Genomic DNA, 24,575 nt, shown 5'->3' on the forward strand with positions numbered 1-24,575 from the left:
GCTTTAAAGTGAACAGGCGGGGCAACAATATGATTATCACGACAGGGCAGGAGTTGAATCAGCGACATGAATGGCGATCTAGAGACGATTTACATGGAACTCCTTCAAATGAGAGAAGAACTGCAATCGAAACTGTTTGAATATGCATCATTGCGTTCACCCGCTGAACATGTCACTTTCGATCAAGCAAAAACGACCACGCTTCTTTATCACATCAAAGAAGAACTGCAAGATGTTTCGCTCGCGATTGCAAAAATTGAACAAGGAACTTATGGCATATGTGAGGCGACAGGGCATACAATGCCCATTGAACAAATGAGTATTCTTCCGACTGCTCGTAAGACTGACGACTTTTTATATCATAAGCAATACGAGAAAAAAGCATTCACCCCTTATCCTTATGAATCAAATGATTCTCATTTTGAAGCCTTCCACATGTAGGGAGGTTTTTGTCTGTCAACTAAAGTTTCTTTACTCCTTCCTGTTTTCTTGATAAAATGCTTAAAGACCAAAGTATGAAGATGGAGGAACGTGTGTGTTCTATTACATAATCGCATTCGTGATAATTTGTTTAGATCAATTAACAAAATGGCTCATTGTCAAACATATGATGCTCGGTGATTCTATTCCTGTGATTGATGGCTTCTTTTACATCACATCCCACCGAAATTCAGGAGCCGCATGGGGGATTCTCCAAGGACAAATGTGGTTTTTCTATGTGATCACACTCGTTGTTATTGCAGGAATTGTTTATTATTTGCAAAAACATGGACAAAAGGACAAGCTACTTGGCGTAGCGCTTGCCTTAATGCTTGGCGGAGCGATTGGAAACTTTATTGACCGTATTTTCCGTCAAGAAGTGGTTGATTTTGCTCATTTCGTATTTGGGGATTATCATTATCCAATCTTTAATATCGCAGATTCCTCTCTATGTGTGGGGGTCATTCTGCTCTTTATTCAAATGCTGTTAGATGGAAAGAAAAATAAGGAGTCAACTACATGAATCAAGTAAACATTGCCGTTTCAGAAGAACAAACGAGTGAACGGCTTGATAAATTTTTAAGCACAACTGAACCAGAATGGTCAAGAACTCAAGTCCAGCAGTGGGTGAAAGATGGGCTCATCGAAGTAAATGGAAAACAAGTGAAGGCCAATTATAAAGTACAAGCTGGAGATCAAATCAAAGTAGAGATTCCAGATCCAGAAGCACTAGATGTAGAAGCGGAATCAATGGATCTTGATATTTATTATGAGGATGAAGATGTACTAGTGGTCAATAAGCCAAGAGGAATGGTCGTTCATCCAGCACCAGGACATGTGACAGGTACTCTTGTCAATGGCCTCATGGCTCATTGCAATGATTTGTCAGGCATTAATGGTGTCATGCGCCCTGGAATTGTCCACCGAATTGATAAAGATACGTCAGGGCTTTTAATGGTCGCAAAAAATGATATGGCGCATGAATCACTCGTCAATCAGCTGGTGGCGAAAACGGTCACTAGAAAATACACAGCCGTTGTTCATGGCATCATTCAGCATGATACTGGAACGATTGATGCACCAATTGGTCGAGACAAAAAAGATCGCCAAAGCATGACGGTCACAAAAGAAAATGCAAAGCAGGCAGTCACTCATTTTGATGTGATGGAGCGCTTTAAAGACTTTACCGTTGTAGAATGCCGCCTTGAAACAGGAAGAACCCACCAAATTCGTGTTCATATGAAATACATTGGCTATCCGCTTGCAGGAGATCCAAAATATGGCCCGAGAAAAACGGTTGATTTCAATGGACAACTGCTACATGCAGGCGTGTTAGGATTTGATCACCCTAGAACAGGAGAATATATGGAGTTTACAGCTCCAATTCCAGCTGATATGCAGGGCTTTATCGATTCATTAAGAAATAACGATTGACAGGCCGTTCTTTTTTTGAAATAATAAACGAAGAAATTGAGATTCTTTAAAACAGTCCAGAGAGGCTGAGAAGGATAACGGATCAATTTGTGCACGAGTATGCACAAATGAGCGCCCCTCTCTGCCCTTTGCAGAAGGGGCTTTTTATTTGTCAAAAAGAGGTGTAAAAGATGGAACAAAAAGCAGTCATTCTTGATGAACAAGCGATAAGACGAGCGCTTACCCGTATTGCACATGAAATGATTGAGCGCAACAAAGGGATGAAGGATGTCATCCTAGCCGGGATCAAGACAAGAGGTATTCATCTTGCAAAGCGCCTTGCAGAGCGCATCGAGCAAATTGAAGGAAACCCAGTGACTGTGGGTGAACTTGATATTACGCTATACCGTGATGACCTGACAAAAAAGACAGAGAACCAAGACCCGCTTGTCAAGGGTGCAGACATCCCAGCTGACATTAATGACAAAACACTCATTGTCGTAGATGATGTTTTGTTCACAGGTAGAACCGTCAGAGCAGCTATGGATGCGCTTGTGGATGTAGGAAGACCATCTTCCATTCAGCTGGCTGTTTTAGTCGACCGGGGACACCGGGAGCTGCCGATTCGGGCAGATTATATCGGGAAAAACATCCCGACATCAAAAGCTGAGACAGTCATGGTTCAGCTCAATGAAGTAGATCAAAACGACCTTGTCGCTATATATGAAAAATAACCTTTTTAAATGCATTCCAGAGAGTTTGCAAAGAGGGCAATAACAGAGACACCGAGCACACGGCTAAAGTGACGTGTACGGTTTTTCTAGGCCTCTTTGCGCATACTCGCAAAGAGGCTTTTTTAATGAAAAAGGACACATCTAGGAGGAAAATCATGAGTCAGCAAAAAGCCAATTTAGGCATTCGAGATATCCCAAAACCGTTCACATGGCTGTCACTCAGCCTGCAGCACTTGTTTGCGATGTTTGGTGCAACCATTCTTGTACCAAAGATCATTGATATGAGCCCAGCCGTCGCGCTCATCTCAAGCGGGGTTGGAACCATTGTGTACTTAATCATCACAAGAGGGCAGATTCCGGCGTATCTTGGATCGTCCTTTGCCTTTATCGCCCCTATCTTGAATGTAAAAGCCACCGGCGGCCCTGGAGCCGCAATGGTAGGTGCCTTTATGGCTGGTGTGGCATATGCACTCATCGCATTATTTATCAAATGGCTTGGCACAGGCTGGCTAATGAAGCTTCTGCCGCCTGTCGTTGTAGGACCCGTCATTATGGTCATCGGACTCGGACTCGCTGGAACAGCTGTTAACATGGCGATGTACGTGGATCCGAATGCAAAGGAGCTTGTTTACAGCCTGAAGCACTTAATGGTTGCAGGCTTCACACTCGCTGTCACCATTATTAGTATGATTTTCCTAAGAGGATTCCTTAGCTTGATTCCAGTCTTAATCGGCATTATCAGCGGCTACCTTTTTGCTTTAACACAAGGCATTGTGAACTTCCAGCCGGTCATTGCTGCAAAATGGTTTGCTGTTCCAGACTTTGTTGTACCATTTGTCGACTATACACCTGCTGTGACTTTAAGCATTCTCACAGTGATGGTGCCGGTTGCCTTTGTGACCATGTCTGAGCACATCGGTCATCAAGTCGTGTTAAGCAAAGTTGTTGGACAAGATTTTATTAAAAAGCCAGGTCTTCATCGCTCCATTTTAGGAGACAGTGCGGCGACAATCTTCGCTTCACTCATCGGCGGACCTCCAACAACGACTTATGGAGAGAACATTGGCGTCCTTGCGATCACAAGAGTGTTCAGTATCTTCGTTATCGGCGGAGCAGCGGTGTTTGCGATCTGCTTCGGCTTTGTTGGGAAAATTTCAGCATTAATCAGTACAGTACCATCCGCGGTTATGGGGGGCGTTTCGTTCCTGCTCTTTGGAATCATAGCCTCAAGCGGACTGCGAATCCTGATTGATCATAAAGTGAACTTTGAAGAAAAGCGTAATCTCATTATCGCATCAGTCATCTTAGTCATTGGAATTGGCGGGGCATTCATTGAGGTGAAACAAATCAATCTGACGCTGTCAGGAATGGCACTCGCTGCCATTACTGGCGTCCTGCTAAACCTGATTCTGCCGCATCAGAAGGCAGAAGATGATGAGTCAAATGAATCGAATACCGAAAACCTTTTAAAAGAAGTCCAGTGAGGCTAACAAGGGTTCTAAACGGAGCAGAACGTGCGAAAGCACCCCTGCTTCTTTTGGAGAACCCTAAGCTGCCGAGGCTTAGGGTTTTTTTGAACCTGAAAGTGATGAAAAACTAGAGGGGGCAGAAAAAATGAATGATTTATCGACAATGAGTAGCTTGTCAAAGGAAGAAATTTTACAGTTGATTGAAGAAGCATGTGCATTGAAAAAAGGGAAACAGGAACATGGTTTAGCAGGTGAATTTGTAGCGAACCTCTTCTTTGAACCAAGTACAAGAACGCGTTTTAGCTTTGAGGTGGCAGAGAAAAAACTTGGAATGAATGTGCTGAACCTAGACGCAGCAAGTACCTCTGTTCAAAAGGGAGAGACCCTTTACGATACAGTGAAAACACTTGAATCCATCGGAGTCAAGGCATGTGTCATCAGAGACAGTACAGACGAATATTACAAAGAGCTGATTGGGAAGGTCGGGATTCCAATCATTAATGCTGGAGATGGCTGCGGTCAGCACCCTACCCAATCATTGCTGGATTTGATGACGATCTTCGAAGAGTTTGGCGGTTTTGAAGGCTTAACCATCTCGATTCATGGTGATATCAAACATAGCAGGGTGGCAAGGTCCAATGCTGAAGTCCTCGCAAGACTAGGAGCGACAGTGCTCTTTTCAGGACCAGCTTCCTTCCAAGATGAACAAAATCCTCATGGAACGTATGTCGAAGTGGACGAAGCCGTGAAGCGGTCTGACGTGGTGATGCTGCTGAGAATTCAGCATGAAAGGCACTCAGAAAAGATGGGCAATGAGGGTTACTTATCGACTTATGGATTAACAGTAGACAGGGCAAACAAAATGAAAGAAAGAGCGATTATTATGCATCCAGCACCAGTAAATAGAGGTGTTGAAATAGATGATTCATTAGTAGAGTCAAAACAGTCAAGGATTTTCAAACAAATGGAAAATGGTGTGTATATCCGAATGGCTGTGTTAAAAAGGGCTTTTCAAAATAGCAGACTACATCAAAAAGGGAGAGATTCTGTCTATGTCATATCTCATTAAAAACGGTTTTATCTTATCAAGCACAGGGGAAAGAGTGCAGCAGGATATTAGGGTAGAAGGAAAAGTGATTCAAGCAATGGGTCACTTAAAAAGAGAAGACGGAGAAGAAGTCATTGATGCAGCAGGGCTATTTGTATCACCAGGTTTGATTGATCTGCATGTGCATTTAAGAGAGCCAGGCGGCGAGAAAAAAGAAACCATTGAAACAGGTTCTAAGGCAGCAGCAAGAGGCGGGTATACGACCATTGCAGCAATGCCGAATACACGACCAGTTCCAGATACAAAAGAACAAATGGAATGGCTGATGAATCGAATCAAAGAGACCTCCTCTGTAAGAGTACTGCCATACGCTTCCATCACGACGAGACAAATTGGCGAAGAGATGACAGACTTTGCAGCGTTAAAAGAAGCGGGCGCATTTGCCTTTACGGATGACGGTGTTGGTATTCAAACCGCAGGCATGATGTACGAAGCAATGAAAAAAGCAGCAAGCCTTGATCAAGCCATAGTGGCGCACTGTGAAGATAACTCACTCATTTATGGAGGATGCGTTCATGAAGGAGACTTTTCAAAAGCAAATGGGTTAAACGGGATACCGTCAATTTGTGAATCGGTGCATATTGCAAGAGATGTCCTCTTAGCAGAAGCAGCGAATTGTCATTATCATGTATGTCATATCAGTACAAAGGAATCCGTCCGAGTGGTACGCGATGCAAAAAAAGCAGGCATTCGTGTGACGGCTGAGGTCTCTCCACATCACCTGCTCTTATGTGATACAGACATCCCAGGTCTTGACACAAACTATAAAATGAATCCGCCGCTCAGAGGAGCAGAAGATCGCGAGGCACTGATCGAGGGGCTTTTAGATGGCACGATTGATTTTATCGCCACAGACCATGCACCGCATACAGAAGAAGAAAAGAACGAAACGATGCAGAGGGCACCTTTTGGGATTGTTGGACTTGAAACAGCGTTCCCGCTTCTGTACACACGTTTTGTGAAAACAGGGGAATGGACATTAAAAGAACTTGTTGATTATATGACCATCAAACCAGCAGAAGCCTTTGCTCTTCCATACGGAAAGCTGGAAGAAGGTCAAATCGCTGATATCACACTGATTGATTTAAACAAAGAAATGGCAATTGACAAAAAAAGCTTTTTATCTAAAGGACAAAATACACCGTTTGACAAATTGACTGTATCAGGATGGCCGGTCATGACACTTGCATCTGGGAAAGTCGTTTATGAAGAGGGGAGACTAGTAAAATGAAGAGACGCTTAGTGCTAGAAAACGGAACAGTATTCGAAGGAACAGGCTTTGGCAGCTTAGAACCGTCAGTCGGAGAAGTCGTCTTTAACACAGGGATGACAGGCTATCAAGAGATTTTGTCTGACCCGTCGTACTGCGGACAAATTGTCACACTCACTTACCCGCTGATCGGCAACTATGGCATTAACCGTGATGATTTTGAATCGATCACACCGTTTGTGAAAGGGCTGATCGTGAAAGAGCTTTGTGAAAAGCCTTCAAACTGGCGCTCTTCATACTCACTTGATGAGTATTTAAAAATGAAAAATATCCCGGGTCTTAGCGGCATTGATACACGCAAGCTCACGCGCATGATTCGAAGTGCAGGTACATTAAGAGGAGCTTTTGCAGGACCGGATGAACAAGTAGAAGACGTTGTAAGCCGCCTTCAAACGATGCAGCTACCAACAGATCAAGTAAGCCAAGTATCTGTGAAAAATGCGTATCCAAGCCCAGGAAGAGGAAAAAGAATTGTGCTTGTCGATTTCGGCATGAAGCATGGCATTTTGCGCGAACTCAATAAGCGAGATTGTGATGTCATTGTGGTGCCATACAATATCACGGCAGATGAAGTATTACAGTTAAAACCAGACGGCATCATGCTTTCAAACGGACCTGGGGATCCAGTCGATGTGCCAGAAGCGGTTGAAATGATTCAGCAACTGATTGGAAAGGTACCACTCTTTGGTATCTGCCTAGGACACCAGTTATTCGCGCTTGCGTGCGGCGCAAGTACAGAAAAAATGAAATTTGGGCATAGAGGATCCAATCATCCAGTCAAAGAACTAGCAACTGGCAAGGTAACCTTGACGTCTCAAAACCATGGCTACACGGTTAGCGCCATTAATGAAGACGTGCTTGAAGTCACACATATTGCGCTAAATGACAATACCATTGAAGGATTAAAACATAAAGAAGCACCAGCATTCACTGTCCAGTATCACCCAGAAGCATCACCGGGTCCAGAAGATGCGAACTACTTATTCGACGAGTTCATGGACATGATTCATACAACTGAGAAAGAAGGGGAAGAAGTATGCCAAAACGCGTAGATATCAAAAAGATTTTAGTGATCGGTTCAGGTCCAATCATCATCGGTCAGGCAGCGGAGTTTGACTATGCAGGCACACAGGCTTGCTTAGCGCTAAAAGAAGAGGGCTATGAAGTCGTTCTTGTGAACTCTAACCCTGCGACGATCATGACAGATACAGAAATGGCCGATAAGGTATACATCGAACCACTGACACCAGAATTTTTAACACGAATCATTCGAAAAGAACGTCCTGATGCGATTCTGCCAACACTTGGCGGACAAACTGGATTGAACCTTGCTGTTGAATTATCAGATCTTGGTGTACTCGCTGAATGCGGTGTTGAAGTACTAGGCACCAAGCTGTCAGCTATTCAAAAAGCAGAGGACAGAGATTTATTCCGTAATCTAATGAATGAATTAAATGAACCTGTACCAGAAAGTGAAATCATCCATAACCTTGAAGAAGCGATGGCATTCACAGATCAAATCGGTTTCCCAGTCATTGTTAGACCAGCCTATACACTAGGCGGAACAGGCGGCGGAATTTGTACAAATGAGCAAGAATTAAAAGAAATCGTCGAGAATGGACTGAAGTTAAGTCCGGTGACACAATGTTTGCTTGAAAAAAGTATCGCAGGCTTTAAAGAAATTGAATATGAGGTCATGCGTGACAGCGGAGATCATGCCATTGTGGTTTGTAACATGGAAAACTTTGATCCTGTCGGCATCCACACAGGTGACAGTATCGTTGTGGCACCAAGTCAAACGCTAAGTGATCGTGAATATCAGCTGCTTCGTAATGTGTCACTCAAGCTGATCCGTGCACTTGGCATTGAAGGCGGATGTAACGTACAGCTGGCGATTGATCCAGACAGCTTCCAATACTATATTATCGAAGTAAACCCGCGCGTGAGCCGTTCTTCTGCTCTTGCGTCTAAAGCAACAGGATATCCAATTGCAAAACTTGCAGCGAAAATCGCAGTTGGCCTAACACTTGATGAAATGATGAACCCAGTCACAGGTAAAACATATGCAGCGTTCGAGCCAGCACTCGACTATATCGTTTCAAAAATCCCGCGCTGGCCGTTTGATAAGTTTGAATCTGCCAACAGACGACTTGGAACACAAATGAAAGCAACGGGTGAAGTCATGGCGATTGGCCGCACATTAGAAGAGTCTCTTTTAAAGGCTGTTCGTTCACTTGAAGCGGATGTGCATCACATTGAATTAAAAGACGAAGCGGACATTACAAACGAAGTGCTTGAAAAGCGGATTATCAAAGCAGGAGATGAACGTCTGTTTTATATCGCTGAGGCGCTAAGAAGAGGCTATACCGTCGAACAGATTCATGAATTCTCGAAAATTGATTACTTCTTCCTTCATAAACTGGAAGGCATCATCACATTTGAAAAGACACTAAAAGAAAACAAAGGCAATGTAGACGTTTTAAAAGAAGCGAAAGAAAAAGGTTTCTCAGATATTTATATTAGCCGCGAATGGAATATGAATGAGGCAGATGTCTACAACCTAAGAACAGAAGCAGGCATCGTTCCTGTGTATAAGATGGTGGACACATGTGCGGCAGAATTTGAATCAGAAACACCGTACTTCTACAGCACATATGAAGATGAAAATGAATCCGAACGAACAGATAAGAAAAGTGTCATCGTGCTAGGCTCAGGTCCAATCAGAATCGGACAAGGGGTTGAATTCGATTATGCGACCGTTCATTCAGTGTGGGCAATCAAACAAGCAGGCTATGAAGCCATTATTATTAACAACAACCCTGAAACCGTCTCAACAGACTTTAGTATTTCAGATAAGCTCTACTTTGAACCACTCACTGTAGAAGATGTGATGCACATCATCGACCTTGAACAACCAGAAGGTGTCGTCGTTCAGTTTGGCGGACAAACAGCGATTAACTTAGCAGATGAATTATCAAATAGAGGGGTTAAGATACTTGGAACATCGCTTGAAGACCTTGATCGCGCGGAAAACCGTGACAAGTTTGAACAAACATTAGAAACTCTCGGCGTGCCGCAGCCAAAAGGTAAGACAGCAACGTCTGTGCAAGAGGCAGTAGCGATTGCGAATCAAATCGGTTACCCCGTGCTTGTCCGTCCTTCCTATGTATTAGGCGGCCGTGCAATGGAAATTGTGTATCAAGAAGCTGAGCTCCTTCACTACATGGAGAATGCGGTGAAAGTCAATCCGCAGCACCCAGTGCTCATTGACAAGTATTTGACAGGAAAAGAAATTGAAGTAGATGCTGTGTCTGACGGAGAAACGGTTGTCATACCAGGCATTATGGAACACATTGAAAGAGCCGGAGTTCACTCTGGAGACTCCATTGCGGTCTACCCGCCGCAAACTTTGTCAGAGGACATCAAAGCGAAAATTGCAGAATACACGATTAAACTCGCAAAAGGCCTTAACATCATTGGGCTTTTGAACATTCAATTTGTTCTATCAAAAGGAGAAGTGTACGTACTTGAAGTGAATCCGCGCTCAAGCCGGACTGTCCCATTCTTAAGTAAAATTACAGGCATTCCAATGGCGAACTTAGCTACAAAGGTTATTTTAGGAGAAAAACTGAAAAACTATGGCTACCAAGAAGGGCTTCATGTTGAGCAAGAAGGCGTATATGTGAAAGTTCCAGTCTTCTCTTTTGCAAAACTGAGAAGAGTAGATATTACACTAGGACCTGAAATGAAATCAACAGGTGAAGTCATGGGGAAAGATGTCACAATCGAAAAAGCCCTCTACAAAGGGTTGATTGCATCAGGTATTCAAATTCCAAAAGACGGAACGGTTCTCCTGACAGTGGCTGATAAAGATAAAGAAGAAGGACTTGAGATTGCAAGAAGATTCCATTCCATCGGCTATCATATTTTAGCAACAGAAGGAACAGCGAATTACTTAAAACAAGCCTCTATTCCATCAAGTGTTGTCGGCAAAATAGGAGAAGAAGGAAAGAACCTGCTGGATGTCATTCGAAATGGTGAAGCCCAATTTGTCATCAATACCTTAACAAAAGGAAAACAGCCGGCAAGAGACGGCTTTAGAATTAGACGTGAATCTGTTGAAAATGGTGTCGCTTGCTTAACGTCACTAGATACAGCGGAAGCGATCTTAAGAGTGCTAGAGAGCATGACATTTAGAGCAGATGAAATGCCAGAAGTGAAAACGAATGCTGAGGTGACAGTAACGATATGAAAAAAGCATACTTGACGGTCGTCTCAAACCGAGAGATCGCTGATCATATTTACGAAATGACATTAAAAGGTGATCTTGTTGAATCCTTTCAAACAGCTGGACAGTTTCTTCATATAAAGGTCAGTGAATCCATGACACCGCTGCTGAGAAGACCGATCAGTATTGCCAACATTCATGCCGAAAAGCAAGAAGCAACCATCATTTACCGCGCAGAGGGAGAGGGCACAAAGCTCCTTTCCCAAAAGCGGGCGGGAGAGTCAGTCGATGTGTTAGGACCGCTTGGAAACGGCTATGACCCTTCAGTCGTTCAGGCCGGACAGACCGCATTATTAGTCGGTGGAGGAATCGGTGTGCCTCCGTTATATGAACTGTCTAAGCGGTTAACGAAAAAAGGCGTCATCGTAAAACATGTTCTCGGTTTTCAATCGAAAAAGGATGTATTTTATGAGGAGAAGTTTCAAGCACTCGGAGATACGTTTATCGCAACCGTTGATGGGACATATGGTTCGAAAGGTTTCGTGACAAATGTCATTGAAGAGAATGAGCTGGACTTTGATGTCTTGCTTTCCTGTGGACCGACACCTATGTTAAAAGCACTAAAAGACTCTTATCCCGATAAGCCTGTTTATATTTCAATGGAAGAACGAATGGGCTGCGGAATCGGTGCATGCTTTGCTTGTGTCTGTCATACCGATCAGCACGAGAAACCGTACGTTAAAGTTTGTCTGGATGGACCTGTTTTTAAAGCGGAGGAGGTGGCGCTATCATGCTAAACATCGAATTACCCGGCTTATCTTTAAAAAATCCAATCATTCCTGCATCAGGCTGTTTTGGATTTGGAAAAGAATTCGCATCATTATATGACCTTTCCTTGCTGGGCGGCATCATGATTAAAGCCACGACCCTTGAAACGAGATTTGGCAACCCGACACCTAGGGTAGCTGAGACAGGAGCCGGTATGCTGAATGCGATTGGTCTCCAAAATCCAGGTCTAAAAGGCGTGCTTGAACATGAATTACCTTGGCTTGAGCAGTTCGATACCCCTATTATTGCCAATGTTGCTGGATCACAAGTTGATGATTATGTTGAAGTAGCAAAGCAAATTAGTCAAGCAAGCAATGTTCACGCCCTTGAACTGAATATCTCGTGTCCGAATGTGAAAACAGGCGGAATTGCCTTTGGGACCGATCCAGAAATGGCGGCCACATTGACAAAAGCCGTCAAGGAAGTTTCCTCCGTTCCTGTTTATGTGAAGCTGTCACCTAATGTAGCCAATATCGTTGAGATTGCTAAAGCGATTGAATCGGCTGGAGCGGATGGACTCACCATGATCAATACCTTGATTGGGATGCGTTTAGATTTAAAAACAGGCAAACCCATTCTTGCCAATAAAACAGGCGGATTATCAGGTCCTGCTGTAAAACCTGTTGCCATCCGAATGGTGCATGAGGTCAGTCAGGCCGTTTCTATTCCGATTATTGGGATGGGCGGGGTGCAAAGCGCTGAAGATGTACTTGAATTTTTACTAGCTGGCGCAAGTGCGGTAGCTGTTGGGACAGCCAATTTTGTGAACCCATTTATTTGCCCGGAAATCATTGATGAACTGCCGAATGTGTTAGCGGCTTATGGGTATTCATCTGTAGAGGAATGCATCGGAAGGAGCTGGAAACATGAAGCACTTGCCCATCATCGCGCTTGATTTTCCATCAGGACAGGAGGCGCACGCCTTTTTAGATCGTTTTGAAGGCACTCCATTATTCGTAAAGGTTGGCATGGAGCTGTTTTACCAAGAAGGTCCTGCCATTATTGACGCACTGAAAGAAAAAAATTGCCGTATTTTCCTTGATCTGAAGCTTCATGACATTCCAACAACCGTGCAAAAAGCGATGAACAGGCTTGCTGCACTTGGTGTTGATTTGGTGAATGTGCATGCAGCCGGCGGGAAAAGAATGATGCAGGCGGCCGTAGAGGGGCTTGAAAGCGGAACCCCTGCCGGCCAAAATCGCCCGGGCATCATTGCAGTGACCCAGCTGACAAGCACGTCAGAAGATATGATGAAAAAAGAATTACTAATTAATCGCCCATTGCAAGAGGCTGTGCTTCATTATGGACAATTGGCATATGGAAGTGGACTTGATGGTGTGGTGTGCTCTGTTCATGAATCAAAACAGCTTCATGAACAAATCTCTCCTTCCTTTCTCACTGTGACGCCAGGAATTCGCTTACCAAATGATCAAACGGATGACCAAAAGCGTGTGGCGACACCTGCCTTTGCCAAAGAGCAGGGTGTTTCACAGATTGTTGTGGGAAGATCGATCACAAAAGCCACAAACCCAGTGGAAGCTTATCAACAAATTTTGAAAGAGTGGGAGTGACTGCCGGATGAAAACGAAAATCGCGAAGCATTTATTACAAATCAAAGCTGTCTCTTTAAAACCAGACGAACCATTTACATGGGCGAGCGGTATCAAATCACCGATTTACTGTGACAATCGCCTCACCTTGTCTTATCCTGAGGTCAGAGGGGACATTGCGGAAGGTTTAAAAGACTTGATTCTCACTCATTTTGAAGGAGCGGAAGTTGTCGCAGGTACAGCTACAGCTGGCATTCCTCATGCGGCATTAGCAGCTGATCGTCTGAACGTACCGATGTGTTATGTAAGAAGTAAACCAAAAGCACACGGAAAAGGAAATCAAATTGAAGGAGCCGTATCACCTGGACAAAAGGTGGTTGTCGTAGAAGACCTCATCTCAACTGGAGGCAGCGTTCTTGAAGTTGTAGCGGCTCTAGAAGAAGAAGGCTGTGACGTACTCGGAGTTGTTGCGATCTTCACTTATGGACTGCCAAAAGCAACTGCGGCTTTTCAAGAGAAAAACATTCCCTATGTCACGCTGACAGACTATGACACACTGACAGAAGTGGCACTTGAGCTAAAAGCAATCGAGTCTTCTGCTATGAATAAACTAAAACGCTGGAGACAGGATCCTTCGTCTGAATCTTGGATGGAAGAAACGGTCTAAAAAGCTTGTTTTGTTTTAAAAAAAGCTGTGCTGCGCTGCACAGTTTTTTATTTGGTTAAAAATAGTAAAATAGACTCAAATTTAAATAAAAACTAATCCTATCAATAAAGTCGGGTTGACTTTTGTTTGAATTGTGTTAATATTTAATACAAATTAAAACTCTTATCCAGAGAGGTGGAGGGACTGGCCCGATGAAGCCCGGCAACCTGCGATTTGCAAGGTGCTACTTCCTGCAAAATGATTCTATTTTGAAAGATAAGGAAATCGTGAGCTTCCTCATCTTTCTTTCGGACTGAAAGAAAGTTTTTTTATTTTAACGGTGAGGAGGAAGAGGAGATGGAACTGAAACAAAACCAGGATGAGGACTTAGTGAAGCATATGCAAGAGCTGATTGGGGATATGAAATTCGGTTCAATTACGTTGATCGTTCAGGACGGTCAAGTGATTCAAGTGGAAAAAAATGAAAAAATCAGATTAAAGTAGTGCGGAGAATAGCAATAGAAGCAGTACTCCGGAAGGGGAGAAACAATGTTAACTTATGAAAATTGGCAAGAGCCGTCCATTACATTTCAAGAGGACGATTTGTATAAAGGGGCCCTATCTGTGCTGAAATGGGCGTACGGCCACTATGGTGATCAGCTCGTTTATGCATGCAGTTTTGGCATTGAGGGCATTGTCCTGATCGATCTTATTGCGAAAGTAAAAAAAGATGCAAGAATTGTCTTTTTAGATACAGGTCTGCATTTCAAGGAAACATACGACACCATTGATGCAGTTAAGGAAAGATATCCTGGTTTAGACATCGTGCTGAAAACACCTGAGCTGACGGTGGAAGAGCAGAATGAGCAGCATGGTGATAAATTATGGGAAACGAATCCTCAAAGCTGCTGCCATATGAGAAAGGTCATTCCATTGCAAGAGGCACTATCTGGCTATCCGGCATGGCTGTCTGGTTTAAGAAGAGAGCAGTCGCCTAAACGAGCAGGTACGAACTTCTTAAATAAGGATGAAAAATTCCAATCAGTTAAAGTATGTCCGCTCATCCACTGGACGTGGAAGGACATATGGAGATATGCGTCTAGAGAGGATCTTACTTATAATCCGCTGCATGACCAAGGATATCCAAGCATCGGGTGTGCACCTTGTACACAGCCGGCATTTACTGCTGATGATTTGCGTTCTGGAAGATGGTCAGGGACAGCAAAGACTGAGTGCGGATTACATGAGTAAGGGAGTATAATGTATGGAAATCGCCGCAATTTTATTTAGCTTATTCTTTGCTTTAAATATTGGCGCAAGCGGAGCAGCCGCTTCGATGGGCATCGCATATGGTTCAGGTGCGATCAAAAAGCCAATATACGCGCTCAGCGTTTGTGCGGTTGGAATATTAGCAGGTTCAGTGATTGGCGGCGGTGAGGTCGTCAAAACGATCAGCTCCGGGATTATGCCGGAATCTGTCATCACACTTGAAATTGTGTGTATCATCATTGGCTCGGCCGCATTATCACTTTTCATAGCGAATCTCTTGGCCATTCCTTTATCCACAAGTGAGGTCACAGTAGGAGCTGTGGTCGGTGTGGCAGCCGCATATAAAGTGCTGTATGTGAAATCGATCTTAGTCATTGTCTCTTTTTGGGTGATTATTCCGATTGTTGCCTTTGTTTTTACCTTTGCTGTTGTCAAAATCATCAGATTGTTCCCTAAACGAACATTATCCAAAAAAGGTACATTGATCTTATCTGTTGTTTTGATTATCAGTGGGTTTTTAGAAGCATTTTCAGCCGGCATGAACAATGTCGCCAATGCGGTCGGCCCGCTTGTCGCGTCAGGTGTTTTATCAGTCGGGCAAGGAACCCTTTACGGCGGAATCTTTGTGGCCATTGGGGCGCTGCTTCTAGGAAGAAGGGTACTAGAAACAAACGGAAAGAAAATTACACGCTATCAAACGGGTGAAGGCATTCTATTATCGAGCACCGGTGCAGGACTTGTCATCGTCAGCTCTATATTCGGACTCCCTGTTCCCCTTACTCAAATTACCTCCTCGTCCATTATTGGGCTAGGTATGGCAAAGGGTGGACCGAACATTTTTCATAAACATGTTGTGAAAAAAATGCTGAAGGTATGGGTTGTGTCACCTTTCTTATCACTTAGTCTATCTTATTTGTTGGTAAGCCTTTTCTTAAAAGGAGACTATTACTCTATCTTTATCATGATGAGTGTACTGCTTGCTTCACTAGGTGCACTGAGTCTTATGAAGGCAGTTAAAAATGAGAGCAGCTCGATTCATGAACAGGGCGGCGGGATTTAAATATAAATCCGACTATTAACATCTAATAAATATGAACATTGAGAGGAAGATGAACAAATGAGTTTAACACCACATGGTGGCGTATTAATTAATCGAGTAAATGAAGAATTTGATCTAAGCACAGCTGCGAAAGAAATTGAGCTGGATGCCATCTCTTTTGCAGACCTTGAACTCATCGCAATTGGCGGGTATAGTCCAATTGAAGGGTTTTTAACGAAAGCTGATTATGAAGCAGTTGTCAGCAGTATGCGACTAGCAAGTGGTGTCGTTTGGTCTCTTCCGATTACTTTGCCTGTCACAAAGGAAAAAGCAGCGGAGATCAATCAAGGTGACATTGTTCGTCTATCGTATAATGGAACAGTATACGGGGTCATTGAGGTGGAAGATCAATACACACCTGATAAGGAAAAAGAAGCAGTGAATGTGTATAAAACAGATGACCGCAATCACCCAGGCGTGAAAAAATTATTTGAACGCGGTGACACGTATATTGGTGGTAAAATTACACTGACAAAACGTAGCGAAAAACCTTTCCCGCAATTTACGTATGAGCCAGAAGAAACAAGAAAACATTTTAAAGAAAACGGCTGGAAAACCATTGTCGGTTTCCAAACGAGAAACCCAGTCCATCGTGCGCATGAATACATTCAAAAGACAGCACTGGAAACAGTGGATGGTCTATTTCTAAATCCACTTGTTGGTGAAACAAAATCTGATGATATTCCAGCAGATGTAAGAATGAAAAGCTATCAAGTGTTACTGAACGGTTATTACCCGAAAGACCGCGTCTTTTTAGGTGTTTTTCCTGCTGCCATGCGTTATGCTGGACCAAAGGAAGCGATTTTTCATGCGCTTGTGCGTAAAAATTATGGCTGTACACATTTTATTGTCGGCAGAGATCATGCAGGTGTTGGTGATTATTACGGCACATACGAAGCGCAGGAGCTATTCGAACAATTTACAAGCGAAGAAATTGGGATCACACCATTAAAATTTGAACACAGCTTTTACTGCAATACATGTGAAGCCATGGCAACACCAAAAACATGCCCACATGATAAAAGCGAACATGTCATTCTTTCAGGTACAAAGGTTAGAACGATGCTGAGAAATGGTGAATTACCACCGAGCACGTTCAGCCGAAAAGAAGTCATTGAAACATTAATCGAAGGATTAAAAACGACGGTATCTTAAAGGAGGATATGACATGAGCAACGAACATATCGTGTGGCATGATTCATCTATTACTAAAAAAGAATATCAACAGAAAAACAACCATACAAGCGGGATCATTTGGCTGACAGGTCTAAGCGGTTCAGGTAAATCGACCATCGCCAACGCAACAGCTCGAGAGCTGTTTGAACAGGGGTACCAAGTGACAGTTCTTGACGGCGATAACGTACGTCATGGACTCAATAAAGACTTAGGCTTTTCAGATGACGACAGAAAAGAGAACATTCGGCGCATCGGTGAAGTGGCGAAATTATTTGTTGAGCAAGGAACGATTGTCATTACTGCTTTTATTTCACCATTTCAAGAAGACCGCCAAATCGTAAGACAGTTAGTCGAAGACGGAGAATTTCACGAAGTGTTTGTGAAATGTGATCTGAACGTGTGTGAAGAGCGTGATCCAAAGGGATTATATAAAAAAGCAAGAAACGGCGAAATTCCATTTTTCACGGGAATCGATTCACCATACGAAGAGCCAGCTGCGCCTGAGCTCGTCCTAGATACAGGTGAATTATCACGCGAGGAGTCAAAACAGCGCCTTGTTGATTATGTAAAGGATAAAACGAAATAATCGCCTGATGGCAGGGGGAGAAAGCAAGATGGGGAAAGTATACATTGTTGGTGCCGGACCGGGTGACCCAGACTTAATTACGCTAAAGGCCCATAAGGCAATACAGCAGGCAGATGTCATTTTATATGATCGTCTTGTCAATCAAGAGATTCTTGCCCATGCCAAACCGGAGGCGGAGTTGATCTATTGCGGCAAACTGCCGAATCATCATACGATGAGACAGGAAGCGATTAATGAAGCACTTGTTGCTTATGCGAAGGAAGGGAACATAGTCGTTCGTCTAAAAGGCGGTGATCCCTTTGTATTTGGCCGTGGCGGTGAAGAAATCGAATGCTTAGCTGAGCATGGTATTCCGTATGAAGTTGTCCCGGGGATTACTTCTGGCATTGCAGCCGCTGCTTATGCAGGCATTCCAGTCACGCACCGAGAATTCAGCTCAAATGTTGCGTTTGTAACAGGGCATTATCAAAAGGATGAACATTTTGAAGAAAAGTGGGAAGCGCTCGCGACGGGGATTGATACCCTTGTCATTTACATGGGCGTCAAAAATGTGGAAAGAGTCCAGCGGCTGCTTTTGAAAAATGGGCGGAACCCTGAAACCCCAGCTGCGTTTATTCACTGGGGAACGACCACAAGGCAAAAGACGACTTGCTGCACGGTGGCGACACTATCTGAAACGGTTGAAAAAGAAGGGATCGAGCATCCGAGTTTAATCGTAGTAGGAGATGTCGTTCACTTTCATCAAAAGTTGAACTGGTTTGAACCAGCACTGATTGAGAAATGAGAACAAAGGTGAAAAGACACGTGTGGACATCGTGTCTTTTCGTCTGAATAAAACTAAGGTCGCAAGGAGGAGTCAAATGAAACAAGCTGTCCTTTATGTTGGGCATGGAAGCAGGGTAAAAGAAGCACAGGATAAAGCCATTTCTTTTATGAAAAGCTGTATGCCGTTAGTGGAAGCAGATATACAAGAAATTTGTTTTTTAGAGTTGACGGACCCTTCAATCGAAGAAGGATTTGAGACTTGCGTACAAAAAGGAGCAACCCACATTGCGATCGTCCCGCTCCTCCTTTTAACTGCCATGCATGCCAAATCAGATATTCCAGATGAGATTGTGAAAGTAAAAAAACGTTTCCCACAAGTGAAGGTGACATATGGAAGACCTATAGGCGTGAACCAAGAAGTCACGAAAGCGGTTATTGCAAGGATTGAAGAAGCAGGATACAAGGGAGAGCACGCAAAAATTCTCTTAATTGGCCGCGGAAGCTCTGATTCAGATGTAAAGAGGGATGTGTTTGGCATTGCAGATGATGTCCGTAGCATGTTGCCTTGTGCAGAGGTTTTTCCGTGTTTTATTACAGCGTGTGAACCGAATTATCGTGATGTCTTAGCACAGTTAACAGTAGATGACGATACGCCTGTCTATCTCGTGCCTTATCTTTTATTTACCGGCATTTTAATGAAAGAGATTGAGAGTGAAGCGAATCAGGCGAGAGAGCGGCTGCAAGATGTCCGTGTCTGCCGGTATATTGGGTTTCATCCCCATGTAAAAGCAGCTTATATTGAACGTGTGCAGGAAACCATCTTAAACAAAGAGAATGCGTTTCGTTTTCAAGGAGAAAGCCATGCTTCCAGTTCATCTTGATCTAACCAATAAACACGTGCTAATTGCCGGCGGTGGAAGGATTGCGGCTAGAAGGACGAGTGCGCTATGCATGGAGCCATGCAGCATAACCATTGTAAGCCCTGACATTTGTGATGAAATGGCGAATCTCATTGAGACATATCAGCTGACTTGGAAGAAAAAGAAAGTTGATGCGGAAGATGTAAAGGATGCATTTTTGATTGTCGCTGCTACAGACGACCCTTCAGTAAACGAGTGGATGACGCAATCAGCGCTTCCTCATCAGCTCGTCAACTGTGTGAGCCAGTCAGAGCTAGGCAATGTAATTGTGCCAAAGGTTGTAAGGGCAGGAAAAGTGACAATCTCCATATCTACGAGTGGTGCAAGCCCAGCCCGCACTAAACAGCTGGCTGCGGCCATTGAGACCTTGCTTGAACAAGAGGATGTAGATGCACTCGATGAGCTCTATATAGAAAGAAAAAAAAGACAAAGAAAAAGCCGATAAAATCTCATCTAAAGATTTAATCGGCTCTTTTTTATTTTCTCAGCTTTAGGACAACATCCTCATCAGGCGTTACAAATAATGTTTGCTGTTGATCATACGTGACAAAGCCCGGTTTTGCTCCGTTTGGTTTTTTCACATGCCGGATTTTCGTATAATCGACAGGGACGGAGCTTGATTCTTTTGCCTTCGAGAAGTAGGCAGCAATTTGTGCCGCTTCAAGCAAGGTTTGTTCATCAGGTGCTTTGTGACGAATGACGACATGTGATCCAGGAATATCCTTTGTGTGCAGCCAAATCTCATCACGAGCTGCCGCCTTTGTGGTCAAATATTCGTTTTGCTTGTTGTTTTTTCCAACGAGAATCGGAACACCTTGAGAAGATTCATATGCTTCAAGCTGAATGGCCGATGGTTTTTTCTTTTTGGCGTTGCGTTTTTGTTTGGGACGCAAATATTTTCCTTCCACCAGTTCTTCTCTTATTTCCTCTAAATCTTTTGGTGAGGCAGAGGACAGCTGCTGGATCAGCTCGTCAAAATAAACAATTTCTTCATGTGTTCGCTCAATTTGTTCATTTACGGCCTCTACTGCATTTTTTGCCTTTTGGTATTTTGTAAAATACGCTTGTGCATTTTCAGAAGGGGTTTTGTTTGTTTTGAGCGGGATCGTGATCTCTCCGCCTTCTTCATCATAATAATTGATGACAGTCGCTTCTTTATCCCCTTTTTTAATTGCATATATATTGGCAGTAAGCAATTCACCATAAAGCTGGTACTTATGCGCATTTTGAGATTCTTCAAGCGTTCTTGTTAGTTTTTTTAGCTTGTTTTCATTTTTCTTTTTTTCATTCGCAACAAAACGTTCAAGATCAGCCGCCTGCTGTTTGACTCTGTCTCTTTCAGCTTTTCCGAAATAAAAGCGGTCAAGTAGCTCACTAAGAGAATCAAACGTCTTCATGTCACCATCGACGTGCTGAAGTTCTAATAAATAAAAATACTCTTTCCCATCTTTTCTCGTGAGCTGAGGGGTAAAAGAATGCGCCTGAATGAACTGAAACATCTCGAGTAATGTACTTGGAATCGTTTCCTGATTGGCAAGACCGGCCCTGTGGACAGCTTCCTTAGCAAACAGCGGAGAAACCCCGGAGAATGTATCGACAATTTGATTGGCAATTTTCCCTTCTTGAAAACGTAAATGCTTTAAAATATCTTCCTTCGTCACGTCAAAAGGATTCAGCTTTTGCTGTGCCGGCGGCAGAAGATATTGATGTCCGGGCAGCACCGTTCGATAGCTGTTCACAGATGGAGAAAGATGTTTCAGTCCGTCAATGATCTGCTCCGTTTCGTCCTCCACGAGAATCAAGTTGCTGTGCCGGCCCATAATTTCAATATATAGCTTACGGGTTTGTTCATCGCCAATTTCATTTCGGCTTCGCACGTGCAGCACGATCACCCGATCTAATCCAATTTGTTCAAAACGTTCAATGAACCCACCCTCAAGATGTTTTCTGAGGAGCATACAAAACATTGGCGGTTCGCTCGGATTATCATCATGGTGCTCAGTGAGCTGTACCCTTGCATAGCTCGGGTGAGCGGATAAAAGAAGCTTGTGATTCTTCCCCTTTGATCGGATATGAAAAATCAGCTCATGCTTGTATGGCTGATGTATTTTCGAAATTCTTCCGCCAGTTAATGTTTCTTGCAATTCATTTGTCATACCGTATGTAAAAATGCCGTCAAATGACATGTTGGATACACCCTCTTTTTTCACACAAATCTACTGAAAGAACCTTACGTTTTCTCGTTCTTTAGGCAGTCTTATTATTATAGCATGATTTAGGACGAGTCTGAATAAACTGGCTTATAGAACACTGCATAAGAGAGAGAACAAAAGAGGAGTGGACGAGGTCAAATGAATTGGCATGAACTGAACCAAACCGATTTATTAAAAACAATGAATACATCGATAGGTGACGGACTGTCAGAAAAAGATGTGCAAAAGCGGCTTGAAAAGCATGGGCCAAATGAATTACAGGAAGGGAAAAAGGCGTCGGCGTTCGTTATTTTTTTAGCGCAATTTAAAGACTTTATGGTGTTAATCCTGCTTGCGGCAACGATTATTTCTGCTTTTTTAGGTGAATATATTGATGCTGTGGCGATTGTGGCGATTGTGCTGATAAATGGTGTGCTTGGCTTTTATCAGGAACGCCGTGCGGAAAAGTCCCTCCAAGCACTAAAGGAATTATCAACGCCGCATGTCTATGCAAGGAGAAACAATGAATGGGTCAAGATCCCGTCGAAGCACCTCGTGCCGGGAGATATTGTGAAGTTTTCAAGTGGGGATCGAATTGGGGCAGATATCAGATTACTAGAAACAAAGAGTTTGGAAATCGAAGAATCTGCCCTCACTGGAGAGTCCATCCCAGCGGTCAAACATGCGAGTCCGCTCTCGCGAGATCATGTCTCACTTGGAGATTTGACGAACATGGCCTTTATGGGGACGCTTGTCACGAGGGGAAGCGGTGTAGGGGTTGTCATTGGTACAGGGATGAATACGGCGATGGGACAAATTGCTGGTATGCTGGATTCAGCAGGTAATATGGAAACACCGCTGCAAAGACGCCTTGAGCAGCTGGGAAAAATTTTAATTGTGGCTGCATTATTTTTAACTGTACTTGTGGTTGTTCTTGGTGTGGTGCAAGGTCATGATTTGTATCATATGTTCTTAGCGGGTGTATCTCTCGCTGTTGCTGCGATTCCAGAAGGACTGCCGGCGATCGTCACTGTCGCACTTTCCCTAGGTGTGCAGCGGATGATTAAACAAAAATCCATTGTCAGAAAGCTGCCGGCCGTGGAAACACTCGGCTGCGCCTCGATTATTTGCTCAGATAAAACAGGCACAATGACACAAAATAAAATGACAGTGACACATGTATGGGCAGAGGGGAAAACGTGGAATATTTCTGGCACTGGGTACGAGCCGTCAGGTGATTTTACCTTAAACGGAGAACTTGTCCATGTAGACAAACATCCAAGCCTGCAAAAGGTGCTATTATACGGAGCACTTTGTAATACATCGACCATCGTTGAAAAAGACGGAGAGATGAGACTTGATGGCGATCCGACAGAAGGAGCACTTCTAACCGCTGCGCGTAAAGCGGGTTTTACAGAGCAATTCATCGAAGCGGGATTTCGTGTGGTGGAGGAATTCCCTTTTGATTCTGAAAGAAAAATGATGTCAGTCGTCGTGGAAACGAATCAGAAGGAGCGGTATGTCATTGCCAAAGGGGCGCCAGATGTGTTGATGAACCGTTCAAGTCATATGATGCACGGCGGACGCACCGCCTCATTTTCAAAGGCCCACCGGCAAGAAACAGAAGCTGCGATTCAAGGTTTAGCAAGACAAGCGCTTAGAACCATTGCAATTGCATATAAAAAAGTAAGCCTGACAGAAAAAATCACCTCTGTTCAGCAGGCAGAAACTGGCCTCACATTTATCGGTCTAGAGGGCATGATTGATCCACCTCGTCCTGAAGTGAGACGAGCGATTAAAGAATGCCGGGATGCTGGCATTAAAACAGTGATGATTACAGGCGATCACGTAGAAACGGCTAAAGCGATCGCTAAAGATTTAAGTCTCTTACCTAAGCAAGGAAAGGTGCTTGATGGAAAAGCTCTGGATCAGCTAAGCGACAAAGAGCTCGAGCAAACAGCAGAAGATGTGTACGTCTTTGCCCGTGTATCACCTGAGCATAAACTGAGAATTGTGAAGGCCTATCAAAAAAACGGCCATATTGTCGCGATGACAGGTGATGGGGTGAATGATGCGCCAGCGATTAAACAGGCGGATATTGGTATATCCATGGGGATTACCGGAACAGACGTTGCCAAAGAAGCTTCTTCTCTTATTTTGCTTGATGACAACTTTGCGACCATTAAATCCGCTATTAAAGAGGGCCGGAATATTTATGAAAACATTCGCAAATTTGTCCGCTATTTGCTGGCATCGAATGTGGGAGAGATTTTGGTCATGCTGTTTGCGATGCTTCTTGCGCTTCCATTGCCTCTCGTTCCAATTCAAATTTTGTGGGTAAACCTTGTCACAGACGGCTTGCCGGCTATGGCACTTGGAATGGATAAACCAGAAGGCGATGTCATGAAGAGAAAGCCGCGGAACATGAAAGAGGGGATTTTTGCAAGAGGGCTTGGCTGGAAGGTCATATCAAGAGGGTTTCTGATCGGGATTGCCACTTTGTTAGCCTTTATGTTTGTGTATCACCGTGATCCGAACAATCTTCAATATGCGCAGACGGTTGCATTCAGCACACTCGTTTTGGCGCAGCTCATTCATGTGTTTGACTGCCGCAGTGAACGGTCTATTTTTGAACGCAATCCATTCGGGAATATGTACTTGATCGGCGCCGTTGTGTCTTCCCTTCTGCTGATGCTTGTGGTCATTTATTATCCGCCGCTTCAGCCGATTTTCAAAACGGTGGCAGTCGCACCAGTCGATTGGCTTCTGATCATCGGTATGTCTGCATTGCCAACTTTTTTACTGGCAGGATCACTTTTGACAAGAAAAAAATAATTGGTTA

23 protein-coding genes and 1 riboswitch are annotated in these 24,575 nt (G+C 43.7%); of the genes, 22 read left to right on the forward strand and 1 reads right to left on the reverse strand.

What is annotated here, in order from left to right:
* Window positions 1–66 precede the first annotated feature (66 nt).
* The 21 genes from NST09_RS07610 (at window position 67) to NST09_RS07710 (ending at window position 19,986) form a co-directional block, all read left to right on the forward strand.
* Window positions 67–441: a TraR/DksA family transcriptional regulator gene (locus tag NST09_RS07610; protein ID WP_342493492.1), complete on the forward strand. Its 375-nt coding sequence runs from the start codon at window positions 67–69 to the stop codon at window positions 439–441.
* A 94-nt stretch (window positions 442–535) separates the two neighbouring features.
* Complete coding sequence (gene lspA, locus NST09_RS07615; protein WP_008344942.1) at window positions 536–1,003, forward strand: signal peptidase II; 468 nt, start codon at window positions 536–538, stop codon at window positions 1,001–1,003.
* Entirely contained in the window at window positions 1,000–1,914 is a 915-nt protein-coding gene (locus NST09_RS07620) for an RluA family pseudouridine synthase (protein ID WP_074042037.1), read from the forward strand. Before lspA ends, NST09_RS07620 begins: the two co-directional genes overlap by 4 nt.
* 170 nt (window positions 1,915–2,084) lie before the next feature.
* Window positions 2,085–2,627, forward strand: a complete 543-nt coding sequence (gene pyrR / locus NST09_RS07625; RefSeq protein ID WP_007499718.1) for a bifunctional pyr operon transcriptional regulator/uracil phosphoribosyltransferase PyrR — start codon at window positions 2,085–2,087, stop codon at window positions 2,625–2,627.
* A 155-nt stretch (window positions 2,628–2,782) separates the two neighbouring features.
* Window positions 2,783–4,111, forward strand: a complete 1,329-nt coding sequence (locus NST09_RS07630; protein ID WP_017359351.1) for a solute carrier family 23 protein — start codon at window positions 2,783–2,785, stop codon at window positions 4,109–4,111.
* Window positions 4,112–4,241: 130 nt separating this feature from the next.
* Window positions 4,242–5,165, forward strand: a complete 924-nt coding sequence (locus NST09_RS07635; protein ID WP_074042036.1) for an aspartate carbamoyltransferase catalytic subunit — start codon at window positions 4,242–4,244, stop codon at window positions 5,163–5,165.
* A complete protein-coding gene (locus tag NST09_RS07640) occupies window positions 5,149–6,435 on the forward strand; it encodes a dihydroorotase (RefSeq protein ID WP_136944392.1) in 1,287 nt (428 codons plus the stop codon). The genes NST09_RS07635 and NST09_RS07640 overlap by 17 nt, the downstream gene beginning before the upstream one ends.
* The gene (locus tag NST09_RS07645) at window positions 6,432–7,526 is read left to right on the forward strand and encodes a carbamoyl phosphate synthase small subunit (RefSeq protein WP_019743288.1); all 1,095 of its coding nucleotides are present in this window, start codon (window positions 6,432–6,434) and stop codon (window positions 7,524–7,526) included. The genes NST09_RS07640 and NST09_RS07645 overlap by 4 nt, the downstream gene beginning before the upstream one ends.
* Complete coding sequence (carB, locus tag NST09_RS07650) at window positions 7,511–10,726, forward strand: carbamoyl-phosphate synthase (glutamine-hydrolyzing) large subunit (RefSeq protein ID WP_342493493.1); 3,216 nt, start codon at window positions 7,511–7,513, stop codon at window positions 10,724–10,726. Before NST09_RS07645 ends, carB begins: the two co-directional genes overlap by 16 nt.
* On the forward strand, window positions 10,723–11,499 hold the full coding sequence (locus NST09_RS07655) for a dihydroorotate dehydrogenase electron transfer subunit (protein WP_007499709.1): 777 nt from the start codon (window positions 10,723–10,725) through the stop codon (window positions 11,497–11,499). The genes carB and NST09_RS07655 overlap by 4 nt, the downstream gene beginning before the upstream one ends.
* On the forward strand, window positions 11,493–12,425 hold the full coding sequence (locus NST09_RS07660) for a dihydroorotate dehydrogenase (protein ID WP_057079571.1): 933 nt from the start codon (window positions 11,493–11,495) through the stop codon (window positions 12,423–12,425). Before NST09_RS07655 ends, NST09_RS07660 begins: the two co-directional genes overlap by 7 nt.
* Complete coding sequence (gene pyrF, locus NST09_RS07665; protein WP_144684323.1) at window positions 12,397–13,101, forward strand: orotidine-5'-phosphate decarboxylase; 705 nt, start codon at window positions 12,397–12,399, stop codon at window positions 13,099–13,101. The genes NST09_RS07660 and pyrF overlap by 29 nt, the downstream gene beginning before the upstream one ends.
* A 7-nt stretch (window positions 13,102–13,108) precedes the next feature.
* On the forward strand, window positions 13,109–13,747 hold the full coding sequence (gene pyrE / locus NST09_RS07670; protein ID WP_017367212.1) for an orotate phosphoribosyltransferase: 639 nt from the start codon (window positions 13,109–13,111) through the stop codon (window positions 13,745–13,747).
* A gap of 159 nt (window positions 13,748–13,906) precedes the next feature.
* Window positions 13,907–14,009: riboswitch (SAM riboswitch) on the forward strand.
* A gap of 74 nt (window positions 14,010–14,083) precedes the next feature.
* Complete coding sequence (locus NST09_RS07675) at window positions 14,084–14,230, forward strand: YezD family protein (protein WP_008344920.1); 147 nt, start codon at window positions 14,084–14,086, stop codon at window positions 14,228–14,230.
* A gap of 45 nt (window positions 14,231–14,275) precedes the next feature.
* On the forward strand, window positions 14,276–14,977 hold the full coding sequence (locus NST09_RS07680) for a phosphoadenylyl-sulfate reductase (protein WP_008344917.1): 702 nt from the start codon (window positions 14,276–14,278) through the stop codon (window positions 14,975–14,977).
* Between the two features lie 13 nt (window positions 14,978–14,990).
* Window positions 14,991–16,055, forward strand: a complete 1,065-nt coding sequence (locus NST09_RS07685; RefSeq protein WP_008344915.1) for an inorganic phosphate transporter — start codon at window positions 14,991–14,993, stop codon at window positions 16,053–16,055.
* Window positions 16,056–16,112: 57 nt separating this feature from the next.
* Complete coding sequence (gene sat, locus NST09_RS07690) at window positions 16,113–17,249, forward strand: sulfate adenylyltransferase (protein WP_008344912.1); 1,137 nt, start codon at window positions 16,113–16,115, stop codon at window positions 17,247–17,249.
* A 13-nt stretch (window positions 17,250–17,262) separates the two neighbouring features.
* Window positions 17,263–17,856, forward strand: a complete 594-nt coding sequence (cysC, locus tag NST09_RS07695) for an adenylyl-sulfate kinase (RefSeq protein ID WP_017367213.1) — start codon at window positions 17,263–17,265, stop codon at window positions 17,854–17,856.
* 28 nt (window positions 17,857–17,884) lie between these two features.
* Complete coding sequence (gene cobA / locus NST09_RS07700) at window positions 17,885–18,640, forward strand: uroporphyrinogen-III C-methyltransferase (RefSeq protein WP_008344909.1); 756 nt, start codon at window positions 17,885–17,887, stop codon at window positions 18,638–18,640.
* Between the two features lie 76 nt (window positions 18,641–18,716).
* On the forward strand, window positions 18,717–19,502 hold the full coding sequence (locus tag NST09_RS07705) for a sirohydrochlorin chelatase (RefSeq protein WP_046343500.1): 786 nt from the start codon (window positions 18,717–18,719) through the stop codon (window positions 19,500–19,502).
* Window positions 19,483–19,986, forward strand: a complete 504-nt coding sequence (locus NST09_RS07710) for an NAD(P)-dependent oxidoreductase (RefSeq protein WP_039166748.1) — start codon at window positions 19,483–19,485, stop codon at window positions 19,984–19,986. Before NST09_RS07705 ends, NST09_RS07710 begins: the two co-directional genes overlap by 20 nt.
* 31 nt (window positions 19,987–20,017) lie before the next feature.
* On the opposite strand, the gene NST09_RS07715 is transcribed toward NST09_RS07710, so the two are convergent.
* The gene (locus NST09_RS07715; protein ID WP_046343503.1) at window positions 20,018–21,727 is read right to left on the reverse strand and encodes an NFACT RNA binding domain-containing protein; all 1,710 of its coding nucleotides are present in this window, start codon (window positions 21,725–21,727) and stop codon (window positions 20,018–20,020) included.
* Between the two features lie 165 nt (window positions 21,728–21,892).
* On the opposite strand from NST09_RS07715, the gene NST09_RS07720 reads away from it, so the two are divergent.
* On the forward strand, window positions 21,893–24,568 hold the full coding sequence (locus NST09_RS07720) for a calcium-translocating P-type ATPase, SERCA-type (protein WP_007499684.1): 2,676 nt from the start codon (window positions 21,893–21,895) through the stop codon (window positions 24,566–24,568).
* Window positions 24,569–24,575: the final 7 nt, after the last annotated feature.

The organism is Bacillus sp. FSL W7-1346, assembly GCF_038593335.1.
GTDB classification, from domain to species: domain Bacteria; phylum Bacillota; class Bacilli; order Bacillales; family Bacillaceae; genus Bacillus; species Bacillus altitudinis.